Annotated in this window: 11 protein-coding genes and 3 rRNA genes; 11 read left to right on the top strand and 3 right to left on the bottom strand. The window is 68.7% G+C overall.

The window, feature by feature from the left end:
* Positions 1 to 8: 8 nt before the first annotated feature.
* The 8 genes from purN to AES38_RS12230 all read left to right on the top strand — a co-directional run bounded on the left by purN (position 9) and on the right by AES38_RS12230 (position 14050).
* Positions 9 to 602, top strand: coding sequence for a phosphoribosylglycinamide formyltransferase (purN, locus tag AES38_RS12265; protein ID WP_053775805.1), 594 nt, complete (start codon positions 9 to 11; stop codon positions 600 to 602).
* Positions 599 to 2224: a bifunctional phosphoribosylaminoimidazolecarboxamide formyltransferase/IMP cyclohydrolase gene (gene purH, locus AES38_RS12260; protein WP_053775217.1), complete on the top strand. Its 1626-nt coding sequence runs from the start codon at positions 599 to 601 to the stop codon at positions 2222 to 2224. Before purN ends, purH begins: the two co-directional genes overlap by 4 nt.
* Before the next feature lie 575 nt (positions 2225 to 2799).
* Positions 2800 to 4320, top strand: a 16S ribosomal RNA gene (locus AES38_RS12255).
* 427 nt (positions 4321 to 4747) lie between these two features.
* Positions 4748 to 7867 (top strand): 23S ribosomal RNA (locus AES38_RS12250).
* A gap of 116 nt (positions 7868 to 7983) precedes the next feature.
* Positions 7984 to 8100, top strand: a 5S ribosomal RNA gene (gene rrf, locus AES38_RS12245).
* Together the 16S, 23S and 5S rRNA genes form the textbook arrangement of a ribosomal RNA operon.
* Positions 8101 to 8505: 405 nt before the next feature.
* Entirely contained in the window at positions 8506 to 9864 is a 1359-nt protein-coding gene (ddaH, locus tag AES38_RS16500; protein WP_280513957.1) for a dimethylargininase, read from the top strand.
* 533 nt (positions 9865 to 10397) lie between these two features.
* On the top strand, positions 10398 to 12245 hold the full coding sequence (locus tag AES38_RS12235) for an ABC transporter ATP-binding protein (RefSeq protein ID WP_053775216.1): 1848 nt from the start codon (positions 10398 to 10400) through the stop codon (positions 12243 to 12245).
* Positions 12242 to 14050 carry an ABC transporter ATP-binding protein gene (locus tag AES38_RS12230; protein ID WP_053775215.1) on the top strand — a complete coding sequence of 603 codons (1809 nt, stop codon included), beginning with the start codon at positions 12242 to 12244 and terminating at the stop codon, positions 14048 to 14050. The genes AES38_RS12235 and AES38_RS12230 overlap by 4 nt, the downstream gene beginning before the upstream one ends.
* 580 nt (positions 14051 to 14630) lie before the next feature.
* Here the strand turns inward: AES38_RS12230 and AES38_RS12220 are convergent.
* Together AES38_RS12220 and AES38_RS12215 are read right to left on the bottom strand one after the other, a co-directional pair.
* The gene (locus AES38_RS12220; RefSeq protein ID WP_053775214.1) at positions 14631 to 14951 is read right to left on the bottom strand and encodes an MGMT family protein; all 321 of its coding nucleotides are present in this window, start codon (positions 14949 to 14951) and stop codon (positions 14631 to 14633) included.
* A gap of 3 nt (positions 14952 to 14954) precedes the next feature.
* A complete protein-coding gene (locus AES38_RS12215; RefSeq protein WP_053775213.1) occupies positions 14955 to 15407 on the bottom strand; it encodes a GNAT family N-acetyltransferase in 453 nt (150 codons plus the stop codon).
* 198 nt (positions 15408 to 15605) lie between these two features.
* Here AES38_RS12215 and AES38_RS12210 point away from each other — a divergent pair, with 198 nt between their 5' ends.
* The 3 genes from AES38_RS12210 (at position 15606) to AES38_RS12200 (ending at position 24586) form a co-directional block, all read left to right on the top strand.
* Positions 15606 to 16820, top strand: coding sequence for an NADP-dependent isocitrate dehydrogenase (locus AES38_RS12210; protein WP_053775212.1), 1215 nt, complete (start codon positions 15606 to 15608; stop codon positions 16818 to 16820).
* Between the two features lie 245 nt (positions 16821 to 17065).
* A complete protein-coding gene (locus tag AES38_RS12205; RefSeq protein WP_053775211.1) occupies positions 17066 to 20665 on the top strand; it encodes a S8 family serine peptidase in 3600 nt (1199 codons plus the stop codon).
* 303 nt (positions 20666 to 20968) lie between these two features.
* Positions 20969 to 24586, top strand: a complete 3618-nt coding sequence (locus AES38_RS12200) for a S8 family serine peptidase (protein ID WP_053775210.1) — start codon at positions 20969 to 20971, stop codon at positions 24584 to 24586.
* An 87-nt stretch (positions 24587 to 24673) separates the two neighbouring features.
* Here the strand turns inward: AES38_RS12200 and purU are convergent, their stop codons facing one another.
* Positions 24674 to 25546: a formyltetrahydrofolate deformylase gene (purU, locus tag AES38_RS12195; protein WP_053775209.1), complete on the bottom strand. Its 873-nt coding sequence runs from the start codon at positions 25544 to 25546 to the stop codon at positions 24674 to 24676.
* Between the last annotated feature and the right edge of the window lie 56 nt (positions 25547 to 25602).

Genomic DNA, 25602 nt, shown 5'->3' with positions numbered 1-25602 from the left:
CTGTGCGCGTGCTCAACGTGGTCGTCCTCATCTCCGGCAGCGGGACCAACCTCCACGCCCTCCTCCAGGCGGCCGAGCACGCGGACTACCCGGCGCGCGTGATCGCCGTCGGGGCCGACCGCGACGCCGACGGCCTCCGCTTCGCCGAGGAGCGCGGGATCCCCACCTTCACCGTCCCCTTCGGGAGCTTCCCCGACCGCGCGGCGTGGGGGGATGAGCTCTCCGCCGCCATCGCGGGCTGGGAGCCGGACCTCGTCGTCCTCAGCGGGTTCATGCGCCTCCTGCCGCCGCGCGCCGTCGAGGCCTTCGCGCCGCGCATCATCAACACGCATCCGGCGTACCTGCCCGAGTTCCCGGGCGCCCACGCCGTGCGCGACGCCATCGCGGCCGGGGCCACGAGCTCCGGTGCATCCATCATCGTCGTCGACACCGGGGTCGACACCGGTCCGGTGCTCGCGCAGGAGCGCGTGCCCGTGGAACCGGGCGACACCGAGCACACCCTGCACGAGCGCATCAAGGTCGTGGAGCGCAGGCTCCTCGTCGACACGGTGCGCGCCATCTCCCTCGGCACCATCGACCTCAAGGAGCTGTCCCCGGCATGAGCGGACCCCGTCACGACCCGTCCCTGTTCCGCGATCGAGACGGCATCGAGGTGGCACGCGCCCTCGTCTCCGTCAGCGACAAGACCGGGCTCCTGGAGCTGGCGGCCGCGCTCGCGGAGGCGGGCGTCGAGATCGTCTCGACGGGATCCACCGCGAGCACCATCGCCGACGCGGGCTTCCCCGTCACGCAGGTGCAGGACGTGACCGGCTTCCCGGAGTCGCTCGACGGCCGGGTCAAGACGCTGCACCCCGCCGTGCACGCCGGCCTCCTCGCCGACCTCCGGCTCGAGTCGCACGAGCTGCAGCTCGCGGAGCTCGGCATCTCGCCGTTCCAGCTGGTGGTCGTGAACCTGTACCCGTTCGTGGAGACGGTCGCGTCGGGCGCCCCGGCCTCGGACGTGATCGAGCAGATCGACATCGGCGGCCCCGCGATGGTGCGCGCATCCGCCAAGAACCACGCGAACGTGGCCATCGTCGTGTCGCCCTCCAGCTACGACGAGGTGATCGCGGCCGTCCGGTCCGGGGGCACGACCCTCGACCAGCGTCGCCGGCTCGCCGCCGCGGCCTTCGCGCACACGGCGGACTACGACCGCGCCGTCGCGGACTACTTCCGCTCGACGGTCGTCGGCACGGAGACGGCGTCGCCCGCGGTCGCCGCGTGGCCCGAGGAATGGGCCGTGGCGGGCGAGCTCGCGCAGGTGCTCCGGTACGGCGAGAACTCCCACCAGGACGCGGCGCTCTACCGGCGGGCGGACGGCGCGGGCATCGCGCAGGCGATCCAGCTCCACGGCAAGGAGATGTCGTACAACAACTTCGTCGACGCGGACGCGGCCGTGCGGGCGGCCTACGACTTCGCGGAGCCGGCCGTCGCCATCATCAAGCACGCGAACCCCTGCGGCATCGCGATAGCGGCGCCGCGGGCGGTCGACGCCATCGCGTCGGCGCACCGGAGCGCGCACGACTGCGATCCGGTCTCCGCGTTCGGCGGGGTCATCGCCGCGAACCGCACCGTGACGCTCGGGATGGCCGAGACCGTGAAGGAGATCTTCACCGAGGTGCTCGTGGCACCCGGGTTCGACGACGACGCGCTGAAGCTGCTGAAGACCAAGAAGAACCTGCGGCTGCTCACCCTCCCGGAGGGCTACCGTCGCGAGGACCTCGAGGCCCGGCAGATCTCGGGCGGCTACCTGGTGCAGTCGGGGGACGCGTTCCCGACCGACGGCACCCGGGTGTCGTCCTCGTGGACCCTCGCCGCCGGCGATCCGGTGGACGACCAGACCCTCGCCGACCTCGAGTTCGCGTGGAAGGCGTGCCGCGCGGTGAAGTCGAACGCGATCCTGCTCGCGCACCACGGTGCGTCCGTGGGCGTGGGCATGGGCCAGGTCAACCGCGTCGACTCGTGCCAGCTCGCCGTGACGCGCGCAGGTGACCGGGCATCCGGCTCCGTCGCCGCCTCCGACGCGTTCTTCCCGTTCGCCGACGGGCTCCGGGTCCTCCTCGACGCCGGCGTCCGCGCCGTCGTCCAGCCCGGGGGATCGGTCCGCGACGAGGAGGTCGTCGAGGCCGCCCGCGCCGCCGGCGTCGCCATGTACTTCACGGGCGAGCGCCACTTCTTCCACTGATGCACGTGGCGGCGGTCCTCCGGGGCCGCCGCCGCGCCGCCCCGGGAGGCTGTCGCGACACGCCCGGGATGCGGGTTGTTTTGCGGGGGTGGGGTGGTCCGCGTAATGTCTCCTCTTGTCGCCGGAACGGGCGGGAAGCGGAAAAGCTTCCGGAGCTGTTCTGGTGGGTGATGATCCTGGTGAAACAGAAGTTGCCGCGGCCTACGGGTTGCGTGTGTACCACCAACTGAGCTAGGGTCTGATTCTGCTTCCGACGAGAGTGCCGGGCCTTCTGGGTCTGGATCACTCCCACGGGGAGCGGTGGAGTGTGAGCTCCGATGGCTGGCTGTGATGGTCGGTGTCGGGAGCGTCCGTTCCTTGAGAACTCAACAGCGTGCACAATGTCAAATGCCAAATACCCGTGGCATCGTCCCTTTTGGGATGGTGTCCGGATTCCTTTGGAAAACATTTAAACAAACAAGCAAGTCAGTAATGATTTGTTCTGTCGGTTTCAAACTTGCTGGTTCGTGTTCGATTCCCGTTCACGTCTGGCTTTAGATGTGCCGACTGCTTTCGGGTGGTCGTGCGTTTAAGCATTTATGGAGAGTTTGATCCTGGCTCAGGACGAACGCTGGCGGCGTGCTTAACACATGCAAGTCGAACGGTGATGTCAGAGCTTGCTCTGGCGGATCAGTGGCGAACGGGTGAGTAACACGTGAGTAACCTGCCCCCGACTCTGGGATAACTGCTAGAAATGGTAGCTAATACCGGATATGACGACTGGCCGCATGGTCTGGTCGTGGAAAGAATTTCGGTTGGGGATGGACTCGCGGCCTATCAGGTTGTTGGTGAGGTAATGGCTCACCAAGCCTACGACGGGTAGCCGGCCTGAGAGGGTGACCGGCCACACTGGGACTGAGACACGGCCCAGACTCCTACGGGAGGCAGCAGTGGGGAATATTGCACAATGGGCGCAAGCCTGATGCAGCAACGCCGCGTGAGGGATGACGGCCTTCGGGTTGTAAACCTCTTTTAGTAGGGAAGAAGCGAAAGTGACGGTACCTGCAGAAAAAGCACCGGCTAACTACGTGCCAGCAGCCGCGGTAATACGTAGGGTGCAAGCGTTGTCCGGAATTATTGGGCGTAAAGAGCTCGTAGGCGGTTTGTCGCGTCTGCTGTGAAATCCCGAGGCTCAACCTCGGGTCTGCAGTGGGTACGGGCAGACTAGAGTGCGGTAGGGGAGATTGGAATTCCTGGTGTAGCGGTGGAATGCGCAGATATCAGGAGGAACACCGATGGCGAAGGCAGATCTCTGGGCCGTAACTGACGCTGAGGAGCGAAAGCATGGGGAGCGAACAGGATTAGATACCCTGGTAGTCCATGCCGTAAACGTTGGGAACTAGATGTGGGGACCATTCCACGGTCTCCGTGTCGCAGCTAACGCATTAAGTTCCCCGCCTGGGGAGTACGGCCGCAAGGCTAAAACTCAAAGGAATTGACGGGGGCCCGCACAAGCGGCGGAGCATGCGGATTAATTCGATGCAACGCGAAGAACCTTACCAAGGCTTGACATATACCGGAAACGTGCAGAGATGTGCGCCCCGCAAGGTCGGTATACAGGTGGTGCATGGTTGTCGTCAGCTCGTGTCGTGAGATGTTGGGTTAAGTCCCGCAACGAGCGCAACCCTCGTTCTATGTTGCCAGCACGTAATGGTGGGAACTCATAGGAGACTGCCGGGGTCAACTCGGAGGAAGGTGGGGATGACGTCAAATCATCATGCCCCTTATGTCTTGGGCTTCACGCATGCTACAATGGCCGGTACAAAGGGCTGCGATACCGTAAGGTGGAGCGAATCCCAAAAAGCCGGTCTCAGTTCGGATTGAGGTCTGCAACTCGACCTCATGAAGTCGGAGTCGCTAGTAATCGCAGATCAGCAACGCTGCGGTGAATACGTTCCCGGGCCTTGTACACACCGCCCGTCAAGTCATGAAAGTCGGTAACACCCGAAGCCAGTGGCCTAACCGCAAGGGAGGAGCTGTCGAAGGTGGGATCGGTGATTAGGACTAAGTCGTAACAAGGTAGCCGTACCGGAAGGTGCGGCTGGATCACCTCCTTTCTAAGGAGCATGTGCACCTCTCCTCTGTATACAGGGAGATCAATGGTGCCAAGTCACGCGTCAGGCGTTCGTCCTGATGGTGGCGCTCATGGGTGGAACATTGACATTGATGCCGGCTGATGTGCCGTGCTGCTAGTACGCCTCCTTGTGGGGTGGGAACGTGGTGCGTGTGTGTCGAGGGCATGTTGCACGCTGTTGGGTCCTGAGGGACCGGGCCGCACCGTTTGGTGTGTCTGGTTTCTTGTCGGACCCTTTCCGTCGTCCTGTTGTGGATGGTGGTGGGGTACCGCCCGTATATTGAGAACTACACAGTGGACGCGAGCATCTTAGATTCACCGGTTTTCCGGTGGATCACAAAGATCTATTTATAGATCATTGGTCATTTCTGTCTCCTCTAGGGGAGGCGAAACGATTCAATCTCATGTGATTTCAAGATTCTAAGAGCAAACGGTGGATGCCTTGGCATCTGGAGCCGAAGAAGGACGTATAAATCTGCGATAAGCCTCGGGGAGCTGATAATAGAGCTTTGATCCGAGGATTTCCGAATGGGGAAACCCCGCCAGGCCCTTTGGGTGACCTGGTGACTCCCGCCTGAATATATAGGGCGGGTAGAGGGAACGTGGGGAAGTGAAACATCTCAGTACCCACAGGAAGAGAAAGCAAAAGCGATTCCGTTAGTAGTGGCGAGCGAAACCGGAAGAGGCCAAACCGATCATGTGTGATATCCGGTAGGAGTTGCATGGTCGGGGTTGCGGGACTTTCCGTACAGTTCTACCGAGCTGTGAGGGCAATGAGCGCGATATAGACGAATGGTCTTGAAAGGCCAGTCATAGAGGGTGCGAACCCCGTAGTCGAAATGTCGTCGCCTGTCCGGAGAGTATCCCAAGTAGCACGGGGCCCGAGAAATCCCGTGTGAATCTGTCAGGACCACCTGATAAGCCTAAATACTCCCAGATGACCGATAGCGGACAAGTACCGTGAGGGAAAGGTGAAAAGTACCCCGGGAGGGGAGTGAAATAGTACCTGAAACCGTTTGCTTACAAACCGTTGGAGCACCCTTGTTGGTGTGACAGCGTGCCTTTTGAAGAATGAGCCTGCGAGTTAGTGATATGTGGCGAGGTTAACCCGTGAGGGGCAGCCGTAGCGAAAGCGAGTCTTAATAGGGCGTATGAGTCGCATGTTCTAGACCCGAAGCGAAGTGATCTATCCATGGCCAGGTTGAAGCGACGGTAAGACGTCGTGGAGGACCGAACCCACTTCAGTTGAAAATGGAGGGGATGAGCTGTGGATAGGGGTGAAAGGCCAATCAAACTTCGTGATAGCTGGTTCTCTCCGAAATGCATTTAGGTGCAGCGTTGCGTGTTTCTTGCCGGAGGTAGAGCTACTGGATGGACGATGGGCCCCAAAAGGTTACTGACTTCAGCCAAACTCCGAATGCCGGTAAGTGAGAGCGCAGCAGTGAGACGGTGGGGGATAAGCTTCATCGTCGAGAGGGAAACAACCCAGACCACCATCTAAGGTCCCTAAGCGCGTGCTAAGTGGGAAAGGATGTGGAGTTGCATAGACAACCAGGAGGTTGGCTTAGAAGCAGCCACCCTTGAAAGAGTGCGTAATAGCTCACTGGTCAAGTGATTCCGCGCCGACAATGTAACGGGGCTCAAGCACGCCACCGAAGTTGTGGCATTTATATTATAGGCAGGCCTTCGTGGTCCAGCCGTATGGATGGGTAGGAGAGCGTCGTGTGGCCAGCGAAGCGGCGGTGTGAACCAGCCGTGGAGGCCACACGAGTGAGAATGCAGGCATGAGTAGCGAAAGACGGGTGAGAAACCCGTCCTCCGAAAGACCAAGGGTTCCAGGGCCAGGCTAATCCGCCCTGGGTAAGTCGGGACCTAAGGCGAGGCCGACAGGCGTAGTCGATGGACAACGGGTTGATATTCCCGTACCGATGAAGAACCGCCCAAGACAATCCAGTAATGCTAAGTGTCTGAATCCTTGATTCGATCCCTTCGGGGTGACGGTCTTGGCCTAGCACACGACCCTACGCTGGGGCGTTTAGCGTATTAACAGGTGTGACGCAGGAAGGTAGCTGAGCCGGGCGATGGTTGTCCCGGTCTAAGGATGTAGGGCAGAAGATAGGCAAATCCGTCTTCTATGTAGCCTGAGACCCGATGGGTAGTCCTCACGGACGAAATCAGTGATCCTATGCTGCCAAGAAAAGCATCGACGCGAGGTTCCAATCGCCCGTACCCCAAACCGACTCAGGTGGTCAGGTAGAGAATACTAAGGAGATCGAGAGAATCGTGGTTAAGGAACTCGGCAAAATGCCCCCGTAACTTCGGGAGAAGGGGGGCCTGAGGCGTGTAGGGATTTACTCCTGAAGCGTTTGAAGGCCGCAGAGACCAGTGGGAAGCGACTGTTTACTAAAAACACAGGTCCGTGCTAAGTCGCAAGACGATGTATACGGACTGACGCCTGCCCGGTGCTGGAAGGTTAAGAGGAACGGTTAGTACGCAAGTGCGAAGCTGAGAATTTAAGCCCCAGTAAACGGCGGTGGTAACTATAACCATCCTAAGGTAGCGAAATTCCTTGTCGGGTAAGTTCCGACCTGCACGAATGGCGTAACGACTTCCCAGCTGTCTCAACCGCGAACTCGGCGAAATTGCACTACGAGTAAAGATGCTCGTTACGCGCAGCAGGACGGAAAGACCCCGTGACCTTTACTACAGCTTGGTATTGGTGTTCGGTGTGGCTTGTGTAGGATAGGTGGGAGACTGTGAAGCTCGGACGCTAGTTCGGGTGGAGTCATTGTTGAAATACCACTCTGGTCACTCTGGATATCTAACTTCGAACCGTAATCCGGTTCAGGGACAGTGCCTGGTGGGTAGTTTAACTGGGGCGGTTGCCTCCTAAAGAGTAACGGAGGCGCCCAAAGGTTCCCTCAACCTGGTTGGTAATCAGGTGTCGAGTGTAAGTGCACAAGGGAGCTTGACTGTGAGACTGACAAGTCGAGCAGGGACGAAAGTCGGGACTAGTGATCCGGCAGTGGCTTGTGGAAGCGCTGTCGCTCAACGGATAAAAGGTACCTCGGGGATAACAGGCTGATCTTGCCCAAGAGTCCATATCGACGGCATGGTTTGGCACCTCGATGTCGGCTCGTCGCATCCTGGGGCTGGAGTAGGTCCCAAGGGTTGGGCTGTTCGCCCATTAAAGCGGTACGCGAGCTGGGTTTAGAACGTCGTGAGACAGTTCGGTCCCTATCCGCTGCGCGCGTAGGAAATTTGAGAAGATCTATCCCTAGTACGAGAGGACCGGGATGGACGAACCTCTGGTGTGTCAGTTGTTCCGCCAGGAGCACCGCTGATTAGCTACGTTCGGAACGGATAACCGCTGAAAGCATCTAAGCGGGAAGCCGGCTTCGAGATGAGATTTCCATCCCTTTCAGGGTGAAGGCTCCCGGCTAGACTACCGGGTTGATAGGCAGGATGTGGAAGCGAGGACTAAAGACTCGTGGAGCTGACCTGTACTAATAAGCCGATATCTTGAAAACACTTTGCTTGCGTCCACTATGTGGTTCCCGATATACGGTCGGGCATCAATTGAACAACCAGCTTGACTGGTCGATTCATCACAGATTTCATGCCCTGCGGGGTGTGTATGAGGTGTTTCGGCGGCCATAGCGAGAGGGAAACGCCCGGTTACATTCCGAACCCGGAAGCTAAGACTCTCAGCGCCGATGGTACTGCAGGGGGGACCCTGTGGGAGAGTAGGACACCGCCGGACTTAACTTGATTGATTGGGGAGGCCCGTCGCACTTCGTGCGGCGGGCCTTTCTGCGTTAACGCCCATGCCCGGGTCCAGCTGCGAAGACGGCATGCTGCTGAGGCGCCAGAGCCGGCGCGTCCTGCTTTTGCCTGGATTGACGTTCATCGTGCCTGGTGCGTGGTCGATCCGGGTCCTCGACCCGGAACAGAGGCCCACAGCGCTGATGGTCCATCACATGGCCCCCGTCCTTCGTGCCGGTGTTGCTGGTGTCCACTGCGGCTGGCGTCACATTCTCGCCGTCCGTCCCCGCATGGCGCGCAGGCATCTCCGCGGAGGTCCATCGACGCGGGTCCCCGCCGCTGTGCCGCTCCACTCAGCCCCCTCACATGGCGTTCATCGAGGTGGCCGTTATGGTCGTGGGTCGTGACCGATCCCCGTGAGAACGACCGCACATCCGACCTGTCCGACCAGCCCGACGTCATCGACGGGCGCACGGAGCACTCCGAGAGCGGGACGCGAGTGACGCGACCGGTGAGCTCCCCCGGGAACCCGGTCCGCTCCTCGCGCTCCGGTGCCACCGGCACGCCGTTCGCCCGGGCGCTCTCGGCCGCCCTCGTCGCCGCTGGGGTCTCGGCGATCCTGGGTCTCCTCTTCAGCGTCCTGACGCTCTTCAGCGCGAACCAGCCGGGGGCGGCCGTCCTCGTGACGCTCCTCGACTACTGGACGGTGCACACCCTCGTCGCGTTCGTCCTCCTCGCGGCCCTCGCCGGCGCGGGGTTCTACCGGCGCCTGTGGACGACCATCGTCGGGTCCGTGGCAGCGGCCGTCATCGGCGCGCTCGTGGGCAGCCTGATCGGCGCGCTCGGACAGGGTGCGACCGTGACAGGCGACATCGTGGGCCCGCTGCTGGAGACGCTGCTCGGCCTCAACCTCATGTTCGTCCTCGGGGTGTCCCTCGCTTCGGTCCTCCTGGGCCGGCGCCTGTGGATCCGGTTGGCGGGGAGCCCGGACGCCTCGCCGCGCGAGCGCGTCGCCCTCGTGCGCATCCCGTCCTCGCGGCTGGTCGAGGGGGAGCTGACGCACCGGGAGTGCCAGGCCGTCGACGCCGAGCTCGCGGATCAGCAGTGGGAGCGGTACGTGCTCGCCCTCGAGGAGCACGGGTGGTCCACGAGAGAGGTGCCGCCGGCCGACGACCACCCCGATTCCGTCTTCGTCGAGGACGCGGTCCTCGTCCTCGGTGACACCGCCGTGCTGCTCACCTCCGGTGCCGACTCCCGGCGCGGGGAGCGCACCGGCGTCGAGCGGGCCCTCGAGGAGCTGGACCTGACGGTGGCCTCCATCGACCTGCCCGCCACCATCGACGGCGGTGACGTCCTCGAGGTGGGCCGCACGATCTACGTGGGTGCCAGCACCCGGACCAACGCCGCGGGCATCCGGCGGCTGCGGGAGATCGCCCGTCCGCTCGGGTACCGCGTCGTCGGCGTGCCGGTGAGCCGGACGCTGCACCTCAAGTCGCAGGTGACGGCTCTGCCCGACGGCACGGTGATCGGCTACGAGCCGCACGTCGACGAGCCGAGTCTGTTCCCGTCCTTCCTCGCGGTGCCGGAGGCGGAGGGCGCCGCGGTCGTCGCGCTCGACGAGGACACGCTCCTCATCTCCGCCGCGGCGCCGCGCACCGCCGAGCTGCTCCGGGGTCTCGGCTACGAGATCGTGCAGGTGGACGTCAGCGAGTTCGAGAAGCTCGAGGGCTGCGTCACGTGCCTGTCGGTGCGCATCGGCTGACGCGTCCACGATCGACCTGGGCCCGGCTCGCATCCTCGGATGCGGGCCGGGCCCTTGTGCGTGCCCTCCTCCGCTCCCTATCCTGAAAGGCTGCCTGGCGCGGCCACCCCGGTGGTCCAACGGTGCGGCCCAGACGTGAATCGCATACGCAGCCAGGGAGGGTGTCATGACCACGACATCGACGACAGACGCACGCACGACCTCGATCATCGGCGCCGCGTCCCCGCGCCTCGCTCCCGCGTTCCCCGGCCGCGCCCGCTAGACGGGCCCAGCCGGCGCTCCGGCGTCCGTTCCACGCCCGTCGTCCCGGCGAGCGGGCCGCCCTTCCGGGCGCGGCATCCGACGATGCCGTCGCCCCGTCCACTCCCACCCCACGAGCGCAGGAGCTCAGGCGTCCGCCGTCGATCGGCGCTGGCGTCCCCCGCCTGCGTCGGCACCTCCCGCCCACGAACCTCCGCCGCCCGCGTCCCGACGCGCGCGGCCTCACCGCACGCCCGGCCGCGCATCGGCCGGGTCTACCGAAGGAATCACACGTGTCCACCTCCCCGCCCGCATCGCCTGACCCGGCGGCCTCCGACCGGCACGGTCCCCGCCCCGGGACCGTCGCCGTGCTCATGCGGCTCCTGCCGTTCGCGCGCCCGGCCATGCCGAGCATCATCGCGGGGATGGTGGTCGCGCTCGTCGGATCGCTGCTCTCGCTCGTGATCCCGCAGGTGCTCCGCGGCCTCGTCGACGGCCCCCTCGGCGACGGCGACTCCGCCGCCGTCGTACCCGCCGTGCTCCTCATCCTCGGCCTCGGGATCCTCGAGGCCGCGATGATCGCCCTCCGCCGCTGGTTCGTGCTGAAGCCCGGCACGCTCATGGAGGCGGACATGCGGAACTCGTTCTACCGGAAGCTGCAGCGGCTCCCGGTGGCGTTCCACGACCGGTGGCAGAGCGGGCAGCTGCTGTCGCGCATGGTAAGCGACCTGAACCTCATCCGCCGGTGGATGGCGTTCGGCCTGGTGCTGTTCGTGGTCAACATCCTCACGATCCTCGTGGGCATCGGCTTCCTCGTCTCCATCGACTGGCGGCTCGGGCTCGGCTTCCTCGTCTGCTCCATCCCGCTGTGGGTGTACGGCTACCTCTTCGAGCAGAAGTACTCCTCGGTCGCGCGGCTCAGCCAGGACCAGTCGGGCGACCTCGCGACCAGCGTCGAGCAGTCGGTGCACGGGATCCGCGTGCTCAAGGCCTTCGGGCGCGGCAAGCACATGCACGACGCCTTCGCCGAGCAGGCGGAGGAGCTGCGCGGCACCGAGATCAAGAAGGCGAAGGCCATCGCGGGCATCTGGCTGTGGCTGCTGCTCGTGCCCGACCTGACCTTCGCGCTCGCGCTGCTCGGCGGCGTGCTGCTCGCGTCGGCCGGGGAGATCTCGGTGGGCGACCTCGTCGCGTTCTTCGCGACCGCGGCGGTGCTGCGCTGGCCGATCGAGTCGATCGGCTTCCTGCTCTCGATGACCTTCGACGCGCGCACGGCCATCGACCGCTACTTCGAGGTGATGGACGAGGAGGACGACATCACGGATCCGGACGAGCCCGCGCGCATCGCCGAGCCCCGGGGCCACCTCGTCTTCCGGGGCGCCCGCTTCCGGTACCAGGACGCGGCCGGCGACCAGGCCGACCTCGTCGACGGCGTGGACCTCGACCTGCAGCCGGGGGAGACCATGGCGCTCGTCGGCGTCACCGGCTGCGGCAAGTCCACCCTCACCGCGCTCACGACCCGGCTGTACGACGTGACCGGCGGCAGCATCGAGCTCGACGGCGTGGACATCCGCGACCTGCGGCTGGACGAGCTGCGCAGCCGGATCGCCATGGCCTTCGAGGACGCGACGCTGTTCTCCTCGAGCGTCCGCGACAACGTGCTGCTCGGCCGGCCGGACCTCGCCGACGGCGGGCCGGAGGCGGAGCGCGTGCTGCAGGAGGCGCTCGACATCGCGCAGGCCGGCTTCGTGCGCGACCTGCCCGACGCCGTCGAGACGACCGTGGGCGAGGAGGGGCTCAGCCTCTCCGGCGGCCAGCGCCAGCGGCTCGCCCTGGCGCGCGCCGTCGCCGCGGCGCCGGACGTGCTCGTCCTCGACGACCCGCTGTCGGCGCTCGACGTCGACACGGAGGCGCTCGTCGAGGCGGCGCTGCGCCGCGTGCTCGCGTCCACCACCGCGCTGATCGTGGCGCACCGCCCCTCGACCGTGATGCTCGCGGATCGGGTGGCGCTCATGCAGGACGGCCGCATCACGGCGGTCGGCCGGCACACCGACCTGCTCGCCACGAGCGAGCACTACCGGTTCGTCATCTCGAGCCTGGACGTGGAAGGGAACACCGTGCGCGAGGAGGCCTCAGCATGAGCGTCACCGGGGTCACCGGCGAGGAGAGGGACGACTTCTCCCGCGCCGAGAGCAAGCAGATCCGCCGGCGGTCGACGCGGCTGCTCGTCAGCACCGTCCAGCCCGTCAAGCAGACGCTGATCCTCACGGCCGTGACGATCCTCGTCGCGACCGCGGCGAACGTCGCCGGGCCCGCCCTCATCGGCATCGGCCTCGACCGCGCGCTCCCGGCGCTCCTGGACACCGGCGACTTCACGGGCCTCGCGCTCGTGATCGGCGCCTACGTCCTGGTGGCGATCACGGGGGCCGTGCTCGTCGCGAAGTACCAGGTGATGTCGGCGCGCATCGCGCAGGAGATCCTCATCGACCTCCGCAAGCGCATGTTCCTGCACACGCAGAAGCTGAGCCTGGAGTTCCACGAGACGTACACGTCCGGCCGGATCATCTCCCGCCAGACGAGCGACCTCGACTCGATCCGCGAGCTCCTCAACGGCGGCATCAACCAGCTCGTGCAGGGCGCGCTCTACATGGCGTTCACCGCGATCGCGCTGTTCTCGTTCGACTGGGTGTCCGGCCTCGTGCTGCTCGCCGCGCTCGTGCCGCTGTTCTTCCTGAGCCTGTGGTTCGCCGTGAAGTCGCAGGCGCTGTTCCGGCAGACGCGCGTGAAGTCCGCGCGGCTGATCGTGCACTTCGTCGAGACGATGACGGGCATCCGCGCGGTGAAGGCGTTCCGCAAGGAGAAGCGCAACGCGGACGAGTTCTCCGAGCACGTCGAGGGGTACCGCGACACCAACATGCGGGTGATCCAGGTGTTCGGCGTCTTCGACCCGGGGCTCATCCTCATCGGCAACGTCACGGTGGCGGTCGTGCTGCTGGTCGGCGGCCTCCGCGTCGCGGACGGGCAGCTCGGCATCGGCGCGCTGCTCGCGGTCGTGCTCTACACGCGCCAGTTCTTCGGGCCGGCGCAGGACATGGCGATGTTCTACAACAGCTACCAGTCGGCGTCGGCCGCGCTCGAGAAGATCTCGGGCGTGCTCGAGGAGGAGCCGAGCGTGCCGGATCCCGTGGAGCCGGTCGACCTGTGGGAGTCCACGGGCCACGTCTCCTTCGAGGGCGTCGAGTTCGGCTACGGGAAGGGCAAGACGATCCTGCCGCGGTTCGACCTCGACCTGCCGGCGGGGCAGACCATCGCGCTCGTCGGATCCACCGGTGCGGGCAAGACCACCCTGGCGAAGCTCATCTCGCGGTTCTACGACCCGTCCGACGGCCGCGTGGCGCTCGACGGGATCGACCTCCGCGACCTGCACCCGAAGGACCTCCGCCGCGCCATCGTCATGGTGACGCAGGAGGCGTATCTCTTCTCCGGCTCCGTGGCCGACAACATCGCGATCGGCAAGCCCGACGCGACGCGGCGCGAGATCCAGGAGGCGGCGGAGGCGGTGGGGGCGCACACCTTCATCGAGTCGCTGCCGGACGGCTACGACACCGACGTGAACAAGCGCGGCGGCCGGGTGTCGGCGGGGCAGCGCCAGCTGATCTCGTTCGCGCGGGCCTTCCTCGCGGACCCGGCCGTGCTGATCCTCGACGAGGCGACGAGCTCGCTCGACATCCCGAGCGAGCGGCTCGTGCAGCAGGGGCTCACCACGCTGCTCGCGGACCGGACGGCGATCATCATCGCGCACCGGCTGTCGACCGTCGCCATCGCCGACCGGGTGCTCGTGATGGAGCAGGGCCGCATCGTCGAGGACGGCACGCCGGAGTCCCTCATCGCGGGGACCGGCCGGTTCTCGCAGCTGCACGCGGCCTGGCGGGAGTCGCTGGTCTGACGGGCCCCGGCGCCGGCCCGATCAGAGGTCGAGCGCCGGGGAGCCCTTCGGCAGCCACGCGTGCACGGCGTCCCCGTCGGCCGCGGCCAGCCAGCCGTCGCCGCACGTCATGGTGGCGGCGGGCGACGGATCCGGCCACCAGGTGTCCTGCAGGGCGGGCGTGGCCGGGTCGGCGGGCGCGGCGTCGCAGCCCAGCCGGTCGGCCGGCGTCGCGGAGCGGAAGCCGAGGATGGCGCCCTCCCCGCGGAGCGACGTCTTGATCCGGATGTCCGTCGCGTCGGCGGGGATCCACGCGGGATGCGTCCGTCGGCGTCCGCCGCCGTCGCGTAGACGCGCGCGTCCGCCGGGGTGGTCATGCTGCCGACGGCGCTCGCCGCGCCGCAGCCGCCGAGGGCGAGCACGAGGACAGCGGCGAGCGGGAGGGCGGCGAGCGGGTGGGCGGACCGGGGACGGGGCATGCTCCCAGTCCAGCCGAGCGGGGCGCGCCGCGCGTCGGCCGCGAGGCCCCGACCGTGGTCCCGGAGCATGATCCGCGCTCGGTCGACCGGCGGACGGGTGGCGGCCGCCGGTCGTCAGCGGATCACGGGAACCAGCGCGCCGCCTCGAGGTCGACCCGGTACCCCGCGTCGGTCGGCGCCGCGACGAGCGGCGTCCCCTCCGCCTCGTAGCGGGGCCGCGCCTCGTCGGCCAAGCCGGTCGGGGGGTGCCCGCCCGCCCGGAGGACGCGCCACCAGGGGAGGCCGGAGCCGTGGTAGCGCATCACCATGCCGACGGCGCGGGCGCCGCGGCGGCCGAAGACGGCCGCGACGTCGCCGTAGGTCATGACGCGACCCGACGGGATCTCGGCCACGACCTCGAGGACGCGGTCGGTGAACTCGCCGGGCGTCGCGAAGACGGCCACGCGCTAGAGCGCCAGCGCGCCGATGGCCTCGCCGTACTGCGTCTCGCCGATGACCTCGAAGCCCACGTGCGTGAAGAACTCCTCCGGGCCGTCCTCGCCCGGCTCCCACACCACGGTGAGGCGGTCGAAGCCGCGCGAGCGGGCCTCGTCGGCGAGGGAGAGCACGGCGAAGCGGCCGACGCCGTGGCCCTGCGCGTCCGCGTCGACGTTGATGCGCCAGATGCAGCTGCGGAAGATCTCCTCGTGGGCCTCGGGATCGAAGTTGCCCATGATGAAGCCGACGACCTCCTCGTCCTCGATCACGACGCGGGGCCAGGCGGTGGTGGGGTTGACGTACGCCTCGGCGATGGAGTGCGACACGGGGGCGACGTAGTTCTCCTGCCCCGGCTTGAGCGTCAGCGTGTTGGCCGCCACGATCGTGCGGGCGCTCAGCTCTTCGAGTCTCATGTCGCTCATGGGCACAGGGTATCGGGCGGATCCCCCTCGGACCAGGTGGCCGCGCGCCTCGCCGAGGGCCGCCTCGCCGATGTCTCGATGTCGAGAGACAGGGGTCGGCGGGTAGGCTGGCGGACGGATCCACCGGCGACGAGCCGGACCCGGCGCGCGCCGACGGAGACGCGCACGGAGGCGACCGACGAGCATGAGGAGGACTTCGTGGAGAAGATCAAGGTAGAGGGGACCGTCGTCGAGCTCGACGGCGACGAGATGACGCGCATCATCTGGCAGTCCATCAAGGACACGCTCATCCACCCGTACCTCGACATCGACCTCGAGTACTACGACCTGGGCATCGAGAAGCGCGACGAGACCGACGACCAGATCACCGTCGACGCGGCCAACGCCATCAAGAAGCACGGCGTCGGCGTCAAGTGCGCCACGATCACGCCCGACGAGGCGCGCGTCGAGGAGTTCGGCCTGAAGAAGATGTGGCGCTCGCCGAACGGCACCATCCGCAACATCCTGGGCGGCACGATCTTCCGCGAGCCCATCATCATCAGCAACATCCCGCGCCTCGTGCCCGGCTGGAACAAGCCGATCATCGTCGGCCGCCACGCGTTCGGCGACCAGTACCGCGCCACCGACTTCCGCTTCGAGGGCGAGGGCACGCTCACGATGACCTTCACGCCGAAGGACGGCTCGGAGCCGCAGCAGTTCGAGGTGTTCCAGAGCCCCGGATCCGGCGTCGCGATGGGCATGTACAACCTCGACGACTCGATCCGCGACTTCGCGCGCGCGTCGCTCTCCTACGGCCTCGCCCGGAACTACCCGGTGTACCTCTCCACGAAGAACACGATCCTCAAGGCCTACGACGGCCGCTTCAAGGACCTGTTCCAGGAGGTCTTCGAGGCCGAGTACAAGGAGCAGTTCGACGCCGCGGGCCTCACCTACGAGCACCGCCTCATCGACGACATGGTCGCCGCCTCGCTCAAGTGGGAGGGCGGCTACGTCTGGGCCTGCAAGAACTACGACGGCGACGTGCAGTCCGACACCGTGGCCCAGGGCTTCGGCTCGCTCGGCCTCATGACGAGCGTGCTCACCACCCCCGACGGCAAGGTCGTCGAGGCGGAGGCCGCGCACGGCACGGTCACGCGCCACTACCGCCAGCACCAGCAGGGCAAGCCCACGTCGACGAACCCCATCGCGTCGATCTACGCCTGGACGCGCGGCCTCGCGCACCGCGCCAAGCTCGACGGCAACGACGCGCTCGCGACGTTCGCGGACACCCTCGAGGACGTCGTCATCACGACGGTCGAGAGCGGCAAGATGACGAAGGACCTCGCGCTCCTCGTCGGACCGGACCAGCCGTACCAGACGACCGAGGAGTTCCTCGCGTCGCTCGCGGACAACCTGCAGGCGCGCCTGGCCTGATCCCCGGGGCGGCGCGCCGACGCCGCCGCACGCCGAGAGGCCCCGCCCCGATCCGGGGGCGGGGCCTCTCGCGTCCCCGGGCGCTGACGGCGTGTGCAGAGGGCGCCCGGATGCCGCGGGTTCCTCCCTACGGTTCTCCCCGACGCGTCGACGACGCGAGTCCGCGACGGCGGCGACCGCCGTGCAGCGCACGCGGTGCGCCGCGGATCCGGATGCCGGCCAGCCGGCGACAGGAGGGAACAGCCATGCCCATCCACCGAGACCCGATCCCGCCCGAGCGGAGGCGCCGCCTGCGCCAGGCCCGGCCCATCGTGGCCTGCGCGCTCGCCGTGGCGCTGGTCGCCGCCGGGGGCTCCGCCGCCGGGGCCGCCACGATGCCGCGGGCGTCCGTGCCCGTGGACGCGGGGGACGGCCACTACCTCGTCACCCTCAAGGACCAGCCGGCGGCCACCTACGACGGGACCCTCGACGGGCTGGCGCGCACGAAGGTCGACCCCGGCGCGCGCCTGGACGCGCAGTCGGACGCCGTGGAGCGCTACTCCGACCACCTCTCCCGGACCCAGCACGGCATCGCCGACTCGGTCGGCGCCACCCCCACGCACGAGTACTCGCTCACGACGAACGGGTTCTCCGCGGACCTCACCGCGGCGCAGGTCCGCGCGCTCGGGCACTCCGCCGACGTCCTGAGCGTCGAGCCCGACCAGACGCTGCACATGCAGTCCACGCCCGCGACCCGCTCCCTCGGGCTCGAGGGCGACCGCGGGCTGTGGGCGGCAGCGGGCGGCGTGGGGAAGGCGGGCGCCGGCACGGTGATCGCCGACATCGACTCCGGCATCGCCCCCGACAACCCGTCCTTCGCGGGGAAGCCCCTCGGGACGACCCCGGGTGCCGAGCCGTACCGCGACGGGAAGGGCATCGCGTTCCGCAAGGCCGACGGCAGCGTCTTCCACGGCACGTGCGAGACGGGCGACGGCTTCACGGCCGCCGACTGCTCCACGAAGCTCATCGGCGCGCGCTCCTACATCGCCGGCCGCGACCTGAAGACGGACCCGATCGGGCCGGAGGAGAAGCGCTCGCCGCGCGACACCGACGGGCACGGCACGCACACGGCCAGCACGGCCGCGGGGAACGCCGACGTCACAGCCGTCATCCAGGGCCGCACCCTCGACACCATCGCGGGCGTCGCCCCGGCCGCCAAGATCGCCGCCTACAAGGTGTGCTGGGACGGACCGGACCCGGACGTCGAGACGGACGACGGGTGCCAGCTGTCCGACATCATCGCGGCCATCGACCAGGCCACGGCCGACGGCGCGGACGTCATCAACATGTCGCTCGGCAGCGACGGACGTGCGTCGGACGAGGAGCAGCGCGCCCTCCTGGGTGCCGCGAGCGCCGGCGTCTTCGTCGCGGCATCCGCCGGCAACAGCGGCCCCGACGCCGGGACGGTCGCGAACATGGAGCCGTGGATCACCACGGTCGCGGCCAGCAGCGTCCCCGACAACTACTCCGCGACCGTGACGCTCGGCGACGGTCGGAAGTACTCGGGCGGATCCATCACGGTGCCCTCCGCGGTGTCGGGCCCGCTCGTGCGCGCGGCCGACTCGGGCGTCGCAGGCGCGAAGTCCCCGGAGCTCTGCGGGAAGGGCACGCTCGACCCGGCCAAGGTGACGGGCCGCATCGTGCAGTGCGACCGCGGGGTCTCGGCCCGCATCGCGAAGAGCGCCGAGGTGCGCCGCGCGGGCGGCATCGGCATGGTGCTCACCAACGTCAAGGCGGACTCCGAGGACCTCGACACCCACACGGTCCCGACCGTCCACCTCGACGTCGACGCGCGGGACGCCGTCGTGGCGTACGCCGCGAAGGCCGGCGCCACGGCGACGCTCACCCCCGGCAACACCTCGGGCGTCGAGCGCCCGGCCCCGCAGGTCACGGGCTTCAGCTCGCGCGGGCCGGAGTCCATCGACGACGGCGACATCATCAAGCCGGACATCACGGCGCCGGGCGCGGGCATCCCCGCGGCCTACGCCGACGTGGACGGGAAGCCCGGGTTCGCCGTGCTCTCCGGCACGTCGATGTCCTCCCCGCACATCGCCGGGTTCGCGCTCGACTACCTCGGCCTGCACCCGAAGGCGGCGCCCGCGGAGATCAAGTCCGCGATGATGACGACCGCCACGGACACGGTGGACGCGCAGGGGAAGCCCGTCACGGATCCGTTCGCGCAGGGGGCGGGCGAGATCGCTCCCGGCCGGTACCTCCACCCGGGCCTCGTCTACGCGAGCGGCCCGCGGGACTGGGCGGGATACGCCGCCCAGACGGGACTGGAGCTGCCGCATCCGGCGGCGCCCGTGCCCGTGTCCGACCTCAACCTCCCGAGCATCGCGGTCGGCTCGCTCGTCGGCAGCGCGACCGTGACGCGCACCGTCACCTCGCAGTCCGCGGGGACCTGGACCGCGTCCGTGCAGGGCGTGACGGGCGCGGACGTGAAGGTGACGCCCGCGAGGCTGAGCTTCACCCGGCCCGGCCAGACGCGCTCCTTCCAGGTGCGCGTCACGACGAAGGCGGGCGCCGCGCTGGACGCCTGGACGACCGGATCCCTCACGTGGTCGGGCGCGGGCGGCACGGTCCGCAGCCCCGTCGCGGTGCGGCCGAGGGAGCTCGACGCGCCGTCGTCGGTCTCGGGCAGCGGGACGGCGGGCGAGGTCGGCGTCACCGTGACCGCGGGCGTCACCGGCCGGATCGGGCTCACGACCTCCGGGCTCGCGCAGGGGCAGCTCCTCCACGACCCGTCCGGACCGAAGTCGGGACCGACCGGATCGCTCGAGAAGGACGAGGACTTCGAGATGCCCCTCACCGTCGCCGCGGGCGAGAAGGCGCTCGTGCTCGACGCGACGCCGCGCGACGGGGCCTCCGACCTGGCCCTGCTGCTGCAGCGGGTCGGCGCCGACGGGAAGCGCACGCTGGTGGACATCCAGCTGACGCCGTCGCTCTCCGAGCGCATCGTGGTGCCCGCCCCGGAGGCCGGCGACTACGTGGCGACCGTCGAGGCGGAGACCGTCGCGGGATCGGCGAAGAAGGCCGACTTCGACCTGACCCGCTACGACGTCGGCGCGAGCGGCGGCAAGGGCGCGTTCGCGGTGACGCCGGCGCAGCTGCGCGTGACGCAGGGGCGGAAGGCGACGTACGCCGCGTCGTGGTCCGGCCTCGACGCCGGGTCCCGGTACGTCGGGCTCGTGTCGTACACGGGATCCGACGCCACCACCCTGGTGGACGTGACGACGCCGGCCGCCGCCGTCGCGCCGGTGGCGAGCGAGCCGCCGGTCATCAGCGGCACCCCCGACGTCGGGCAGACGCTGACCGCGTCGACCGGCACGTGGACCCCCGCGGGCGCGACCTTCGCCACGCAGTGGCTGTCCGACGGGAAGGCCATCGGCGGCGCGACGGGCTCGTCCCTCCGCGTCACGTCGGCGCTCGCCGGCACCGCGCTGACCGCCCGCGTGACGGCCACCGCGCCGGGCGGCGCGACCGGGGTCGCCACGAGCGCGCCCGTCACCGTGCGGTACGCGCCCGACGTCCGCCTGACGCTCACCACGCCGCCCGGCGCGCCCGCCGGGACCGCGTGCGTGGAGGTCGCCGTCCGGAGCGGTGCGCCCCAGGCGGCCACGGGGACGGCGAGCCTGACCGTCGATGAGCGGACGTACCGGGTCCCGCTCGACGGGTCGGGCACAGGGCGCGTCGACGTCTCCGGCATCCAGCCGGGCGACCACTCCGTCGAGGCGTCCTACCCCGGCGACCACATGGTCGGCACCGGCACGAGCCCCGCGCGGACGTGGCACGTGGCGGGCTGACCCGCGGGAGAGGCGGAGGGGCGGGTGCCGGTGGCACCCGCCCCTCCGTCGTGCGCGGGCGGACGCCGTGCCGGATCCGACCGGACGCCCACCTGGACGCCTGGTGTGCGCGAGGTATCCGCACGGAGGCGGCAGGCTCGGCCGAGCGCGGCGAGAACGCCGATGTGACGGGGATCCGACCGCCTCCGGCAACTGTTACACGGCGGTAACACGGGCCCTATCTCAGGGCGAATACCCGGGGTATGTTGAGGTTTCGTGCGCGTCTCGGGGCGTGCGCGGACCACTCATCCCCACTCGAAGGACGTGTTCGTGATCCCACGCTCCATCCGGCTCCGCTCGGAGTCCGACCGCGCATCATCCCTGCGCAGGGCGACGGCCTCCGTCGCCGCCACCGCCCTCGTCGCCGCCGGCCTCGCCGCGTTCGGAGCGGGAGGCGCCATGGCCGCCCCCGCACCGACCGTCGCGAAGCAGGCGGCCGACCTGGAGGACGGCCGCTACATCGTGACCCTCGCCGACGAGGCCGCCGCGACCTACCAGGGCGGGGTCTCCGGGCTCGCCGCCACCCAGGCCCGCTCGGGCACGCAGCTCGACGCGGGATCCGCTCCCGTCTCCGAGTACACGGACTACCTGAAGGCGCAGCAGGAGGATGTCGCCGCCAGCGTCGGCGCCGACATCGACTACTCGTACTCCCTCACGGTCAACGGCTTCTCGGCCGACCTCACCGCCGAGCAGGCCGCGGAGCTCTCGAGCGACCGGAAGGTCCAGAGCGTCGAGCGCGACCGGATCTACCACCCCACCTCCACCCCTGCGGCCGACTTCCTCGGCCTCACCGGCGCCGACGGCGTCTGGGCGAAGACGGGCGGCCAGGAGAAGGCGGGCGAGGGCGCCGTCATCGGCGTGATCGACACCGGCATCGCGCCGGAGAACCCGTCCTTCGCGGGCGCCCGCCTCGGCACCGCCGCGGGTTCCGAGCCGTACCTCGACGGATCCACGATCCGCTTCGACAAGGGCGACGGCACGCAGTTCACCGGCGTCTGCCAGACCGGCGAGCAGTTCACGGCCGCCGACTGCAGCACCAAGATCGTCGGCGCGCGCTACTTCGTCGACGGCTTCGGCAAGGCGAACATCGGCAACGCGTCGACGGGCGAGTACGTCTCCCCGCGCGACGGCGACGGCCACGGCTCGCACACGGGATCCACCGCCGCGGGCAACGCCGGCGTGGAGGCCACCATCGACGGCAACCCGCTCGGCGAGATCTCGGGCGTCGCGCCCGCGTCGAAGATCGCCGCGTACAAGGTCTGCTGGTCGGGCCCCGACAACTCCACGCAGGACGACGACGGCTGCGCGGGAGCCGATCTGGTCGCCGCCATCGAGCAGGCGACGAAGGACGGCGTCGACGTCATCAACTACTCCATCGGCGGCGGATCCGCGGAGACCACGTTCTCCGCGACCGACGCCGCGTTCCTGGGCGCCGCCAGCGCGGGCATCTTCGTCTCCGCCTCCGCGGGCAACTCCGGCCCGGACGCGTCCACCCTCGACAACGCGTCGCCGTGGATCACCACGGTCGCCGCGAGCACGGTCGCGGGCAACTTCGAGGCCACCGCGAAGCTCGGCGACGGGCAGCAGTTCGCGGGCTCGTCCATCACGGTGACCGAGCCGGTCTCCGGCGCCTTCGTCACGGCGGCCTCCGTCGCCGCGGCCGGCGCGACCACGCCGAACCTCTGCGGACCCGGATCCCTCGACCCGGCGAAGACGGCCGGGAAGATCGTCCTGTGCGAGCGCGGCACGTTCGACCGGGTCGCCAAGTCGGCCGAGGTCGAGCGCGCGGGCGGCATCGGCATGGTGCTCGTCAACCCGACGCCCAACTCGATCGACGCCGACACGCACTCCGTGCCGACCGTCCACCTCGACGCCGACGTCTACGCCGCCGTCTCCGCGTACGCGGCCACGCCCGGCGCGACCGTCACCCTGGTTCCGGACAACACGACGGGCGTCTCCGCCCCGACCCCGCAGGTCGCCGGATTCAGCTCGCGCGGCCCGGTCCTCGCGGACGGCAGCGACATCCTGAAGCCCGACGTCACGGCGCCCGGCGTCTCGATCATCGCGGCGACGAACAACGCGGAGGGCGCCGAGCCGACCTTCGCGCTCCTGTCCGGCACGTCGATGGCGGCCCCGCACGTGGCCGGCCTCGCGCTGCTGTACCTGGGCGAGCGCCCGAACGCGCCCGTCTCGGAGATCAAGTCGGCGCTCATGACGACCGCCTACGACACGAAGGACGCCGACGGCGGCACGGTCACGGATCCCTTCGCCCAGGGCGCCGGGCACGTCGACCCGACCCGCTACCTCGACGCGGGCCTGCTGTACCTCAACGACCGCAGCGACTGGCTCGCGTACCTCGCGGCCACCGGGTACGCGACGGGCATCGAGCCCGTCGACCCGTCGGAGCTCAACCTGGCGAGCATCGCGATCGGCACCCTCACGGGCGCCGAGACCGTGACGCGCGAGGTCACCTCCACCGGCCCCGGCACCTACACGGCCAGCGTGCAGGGCCTCGCCGGCGTCCGGGCGGACGTCACGCCGTCCACGCTCGAGTTCACCGAGGCGGGCCAGACGAAGTCGTTCGAGGTGTCGTTCACGCGCACCACGGCGACCGTCGACCGGTACGCCACCGGCTCGCTCACCTGGACGAGCGCCGACCACGTCGTGCGCAGCCCCGTCGCCGTGAACCCCGTCTCCATCGCGGCCCCGGCCGAGGTGGCGGGCACCGGGATCGACGGGTCCGTCGACGTCACGGTCACCCCCGGCGCCACCGGGCCGATCACGCTCACGGCCGAGGGCCTCGCCCGCGGCGTCGTGATCCCGGACCCGAAGGACGCCTCGTCGCCCTTCACCGGCTCCGGCCCCGCGAAGGCGTCGGCCACCTACCCGATCACGGTGCCGGCGGGCCAGCTGGCGACGCGGATCGACCTCGACTCCGCGGACGAAGCCGCCGACCTCGACCTCACGGTCACCCGGGTCGTCGACGGGAAGGTCGTCGCGACGTACACGTCGGCCACCGCGTCCGCCGACGAGTCGGTCACCATCGAGACGCCGGAGGCCGGCGCCTACGTGGTGAAGGTCGACGTGTTCTCGATCCCGACGGGCTCGACGACCGCCGACTACACGGTCACGCAGTTCGACCTGTCCACGACGACGGACGAGGGCGCCTTCACGGTGTCCCCGAACCCGATCGACGCGGTGCAGAGCCGGCCGGCCACCTACACGGCGTCGTGGAGCGACCTCGCTCCCGAGACCGCGTACCTCGGTCGCGTCGCGTACTCGGGATCCCCCTTCACCACGTACGTCCGCGTCGAGTCCGGGGCGATCCCCGCCCCGGTCGCGACCGCGCCGCCCGTGGTCACCGGCACCCCCGTCGCCGGCCAGACGCTCACGGCGACGCCCGGCACGTGGGACCAGGAGGGCCTCACGTTCTCGTACCAGTGGTACGCGGACGGCAAGGCGCTCCCCGGCCAGACGCGCGCGACCTACCGGGTCTCGCCGTCGGCCTCGGGCAAGTCGATCACCGTCGTCGTGACGGCGAAGCCGGCCGAGGGCCCGACGGGCACCGCGACCAGCGAGCCCGTCGTGATCAAGCTGGCCAGCACGGTCACGGTGAGCGTGAAGCCGCCCGTGCTGACGAGCGCGCAGAAGGCGGTCGTCACGGTCAAGGTCGACAGCGCCGCGAAGGCGGCGCCCACGGGCACCGTCACCGTGAAGGTCGGCGCGGACACGTTCGAGGTCACCCTCGACGCGGCCGGCACCGGCCGCGTCGAGCTGCCGGCGTACCCGAAGGGCCGCTACGCGGTGACCGCGGCCTACGCGGGTGACGACGCGAACGCGGCCAAGACCAGCGCGCCGAAGTACCTCTACGTGACCCGCTGACCCGGCTGACGCAGGACCACCGCAGAGGGGCGGGTGCCGGGAGGCGCCCGCCCCTCTCGCATGCCCGAAGCCGACCGGGCGTATGCCTCAGCGGAAGATGATGGTGCGCGCGCCGTCGAGCAGCACGCGGTGCTCCGCGAACCAGCGCACGGCCTGCGTGAGGGTGCGCGACTCCTCGTCCTGGCCGATGGCCATGAGCTCGCGGGCGCTGCGCGAGTGGTCCACGCGGACGACGTTCTGCTCCACGATCGGGCCCTCGTCGAGGTCGCTCGTGACGAAGTGCGCGGTCGCGCCGATGAGCTTCACGCCGCGCGCGTGCGCCTGCTTGTAGGGGTTCGCGCCCTTGAAGCCGGGGAGGAAGGAATGGTGGATGTTGATGATCCGGCCGCTGAGGCGCGCGCACAGCTCGGGGGAGAGGATCTGCATGTAGCGCGCCAGCACCACCAGCTCGACGTCGTGCTCCTCGACCGCGCGGATCACGCGCTCCTCGAACGCCCGCTTCGACGCGTCGTCGGTGACGGGCACGTGCTCGAACGGCACCCCGTAGAAGCCGGCGAGGTCGGCGAGCTTCCCGTGGTTGCTGAGCACGAGCGGGATCTCGACGGGCAGCTGCCCCGCGCGCTGCCGGAACAGCAGGTCGTTCACGCAGTGCTCGGCGGTGGATCCCAGCACGAGCGTGCGCAGCGGCCGGCCCACCTCGTCGAGGTGCCAGGTCGCGTCGTAGCGCTCGACGACGGCAGCGAGCGACTCGGCCAGGCGGTCGTCGTCGGCGGCGCTCTGGATCTGGAGCCGCATGAAGAACCGGCCGGTGTCGGCGCTCGAGAACTGCTGCGACTCCGTGATGTCGCCGCCGGCCTCGACGATCGCGCCGGCGATGGCGTGCACGATCCCCGGACGGTCGTCGCAGGAGAAGCTGAGGACGCGGTGCGGCGGCTGCGCGCGGGTGGCCTGGTCGGTCATCCGTCTAGGCTATTGCCTGGCTGCGCGGATCCCGCCGGCCCCGGGAGTCCTCCCGC

The sequence above is a fragment of the Clavibacter capsici genome (assembly GCF_001280205.1).
In the GTDB taxonomy this organism is placed as follows: Bacteria; Actinomycetota; Actinomycetes; order Actinomycetales; family Microbacteriaceae; genus Clavibacter; species Clavibacter capsici.
The sequence above is the reverse complement of the archived record's forward strand: the minus strand, read 5'-3'. Positions and strand labels throughout refer to the sequence as shown.

Coding starts and splice junctions, on each gene's coding strand:
- purH (WP_053775217.1), top strand. CDS start 599: ATGAGCGGACCCCGTCACGACCCGTCCCTGTTCCGCGATCGAGACGGC.
- AES38_RS12230 (WP_053775215.1), top strand. CDS start 12,242: ATGAGCGTCACCGGGGTCACCGGCGAGGAGAGGGACGACTTCTCCCGC.
- AES38_RS12215 (WP_053775213.1), bottom strand. CDS start 15,407: ATGAGCGACATGAGACTCGAAGAGCTGAGCGCCCGCACGATCGTGGCG.
- AES38_RS12205 (WP_053775211.1), top strand. CDS start 17,066: ATGCCCATCCACCGAGACCCGATCCCGCCCGAGCGGAGGCGCCGCCTG.
- purU (WP_053775209.1), bottom strand. CDS start 25,546: ATGACCGACCAGGCCACCCGCGCGCAGCCGCCGCACCGCGTCCTCAGC.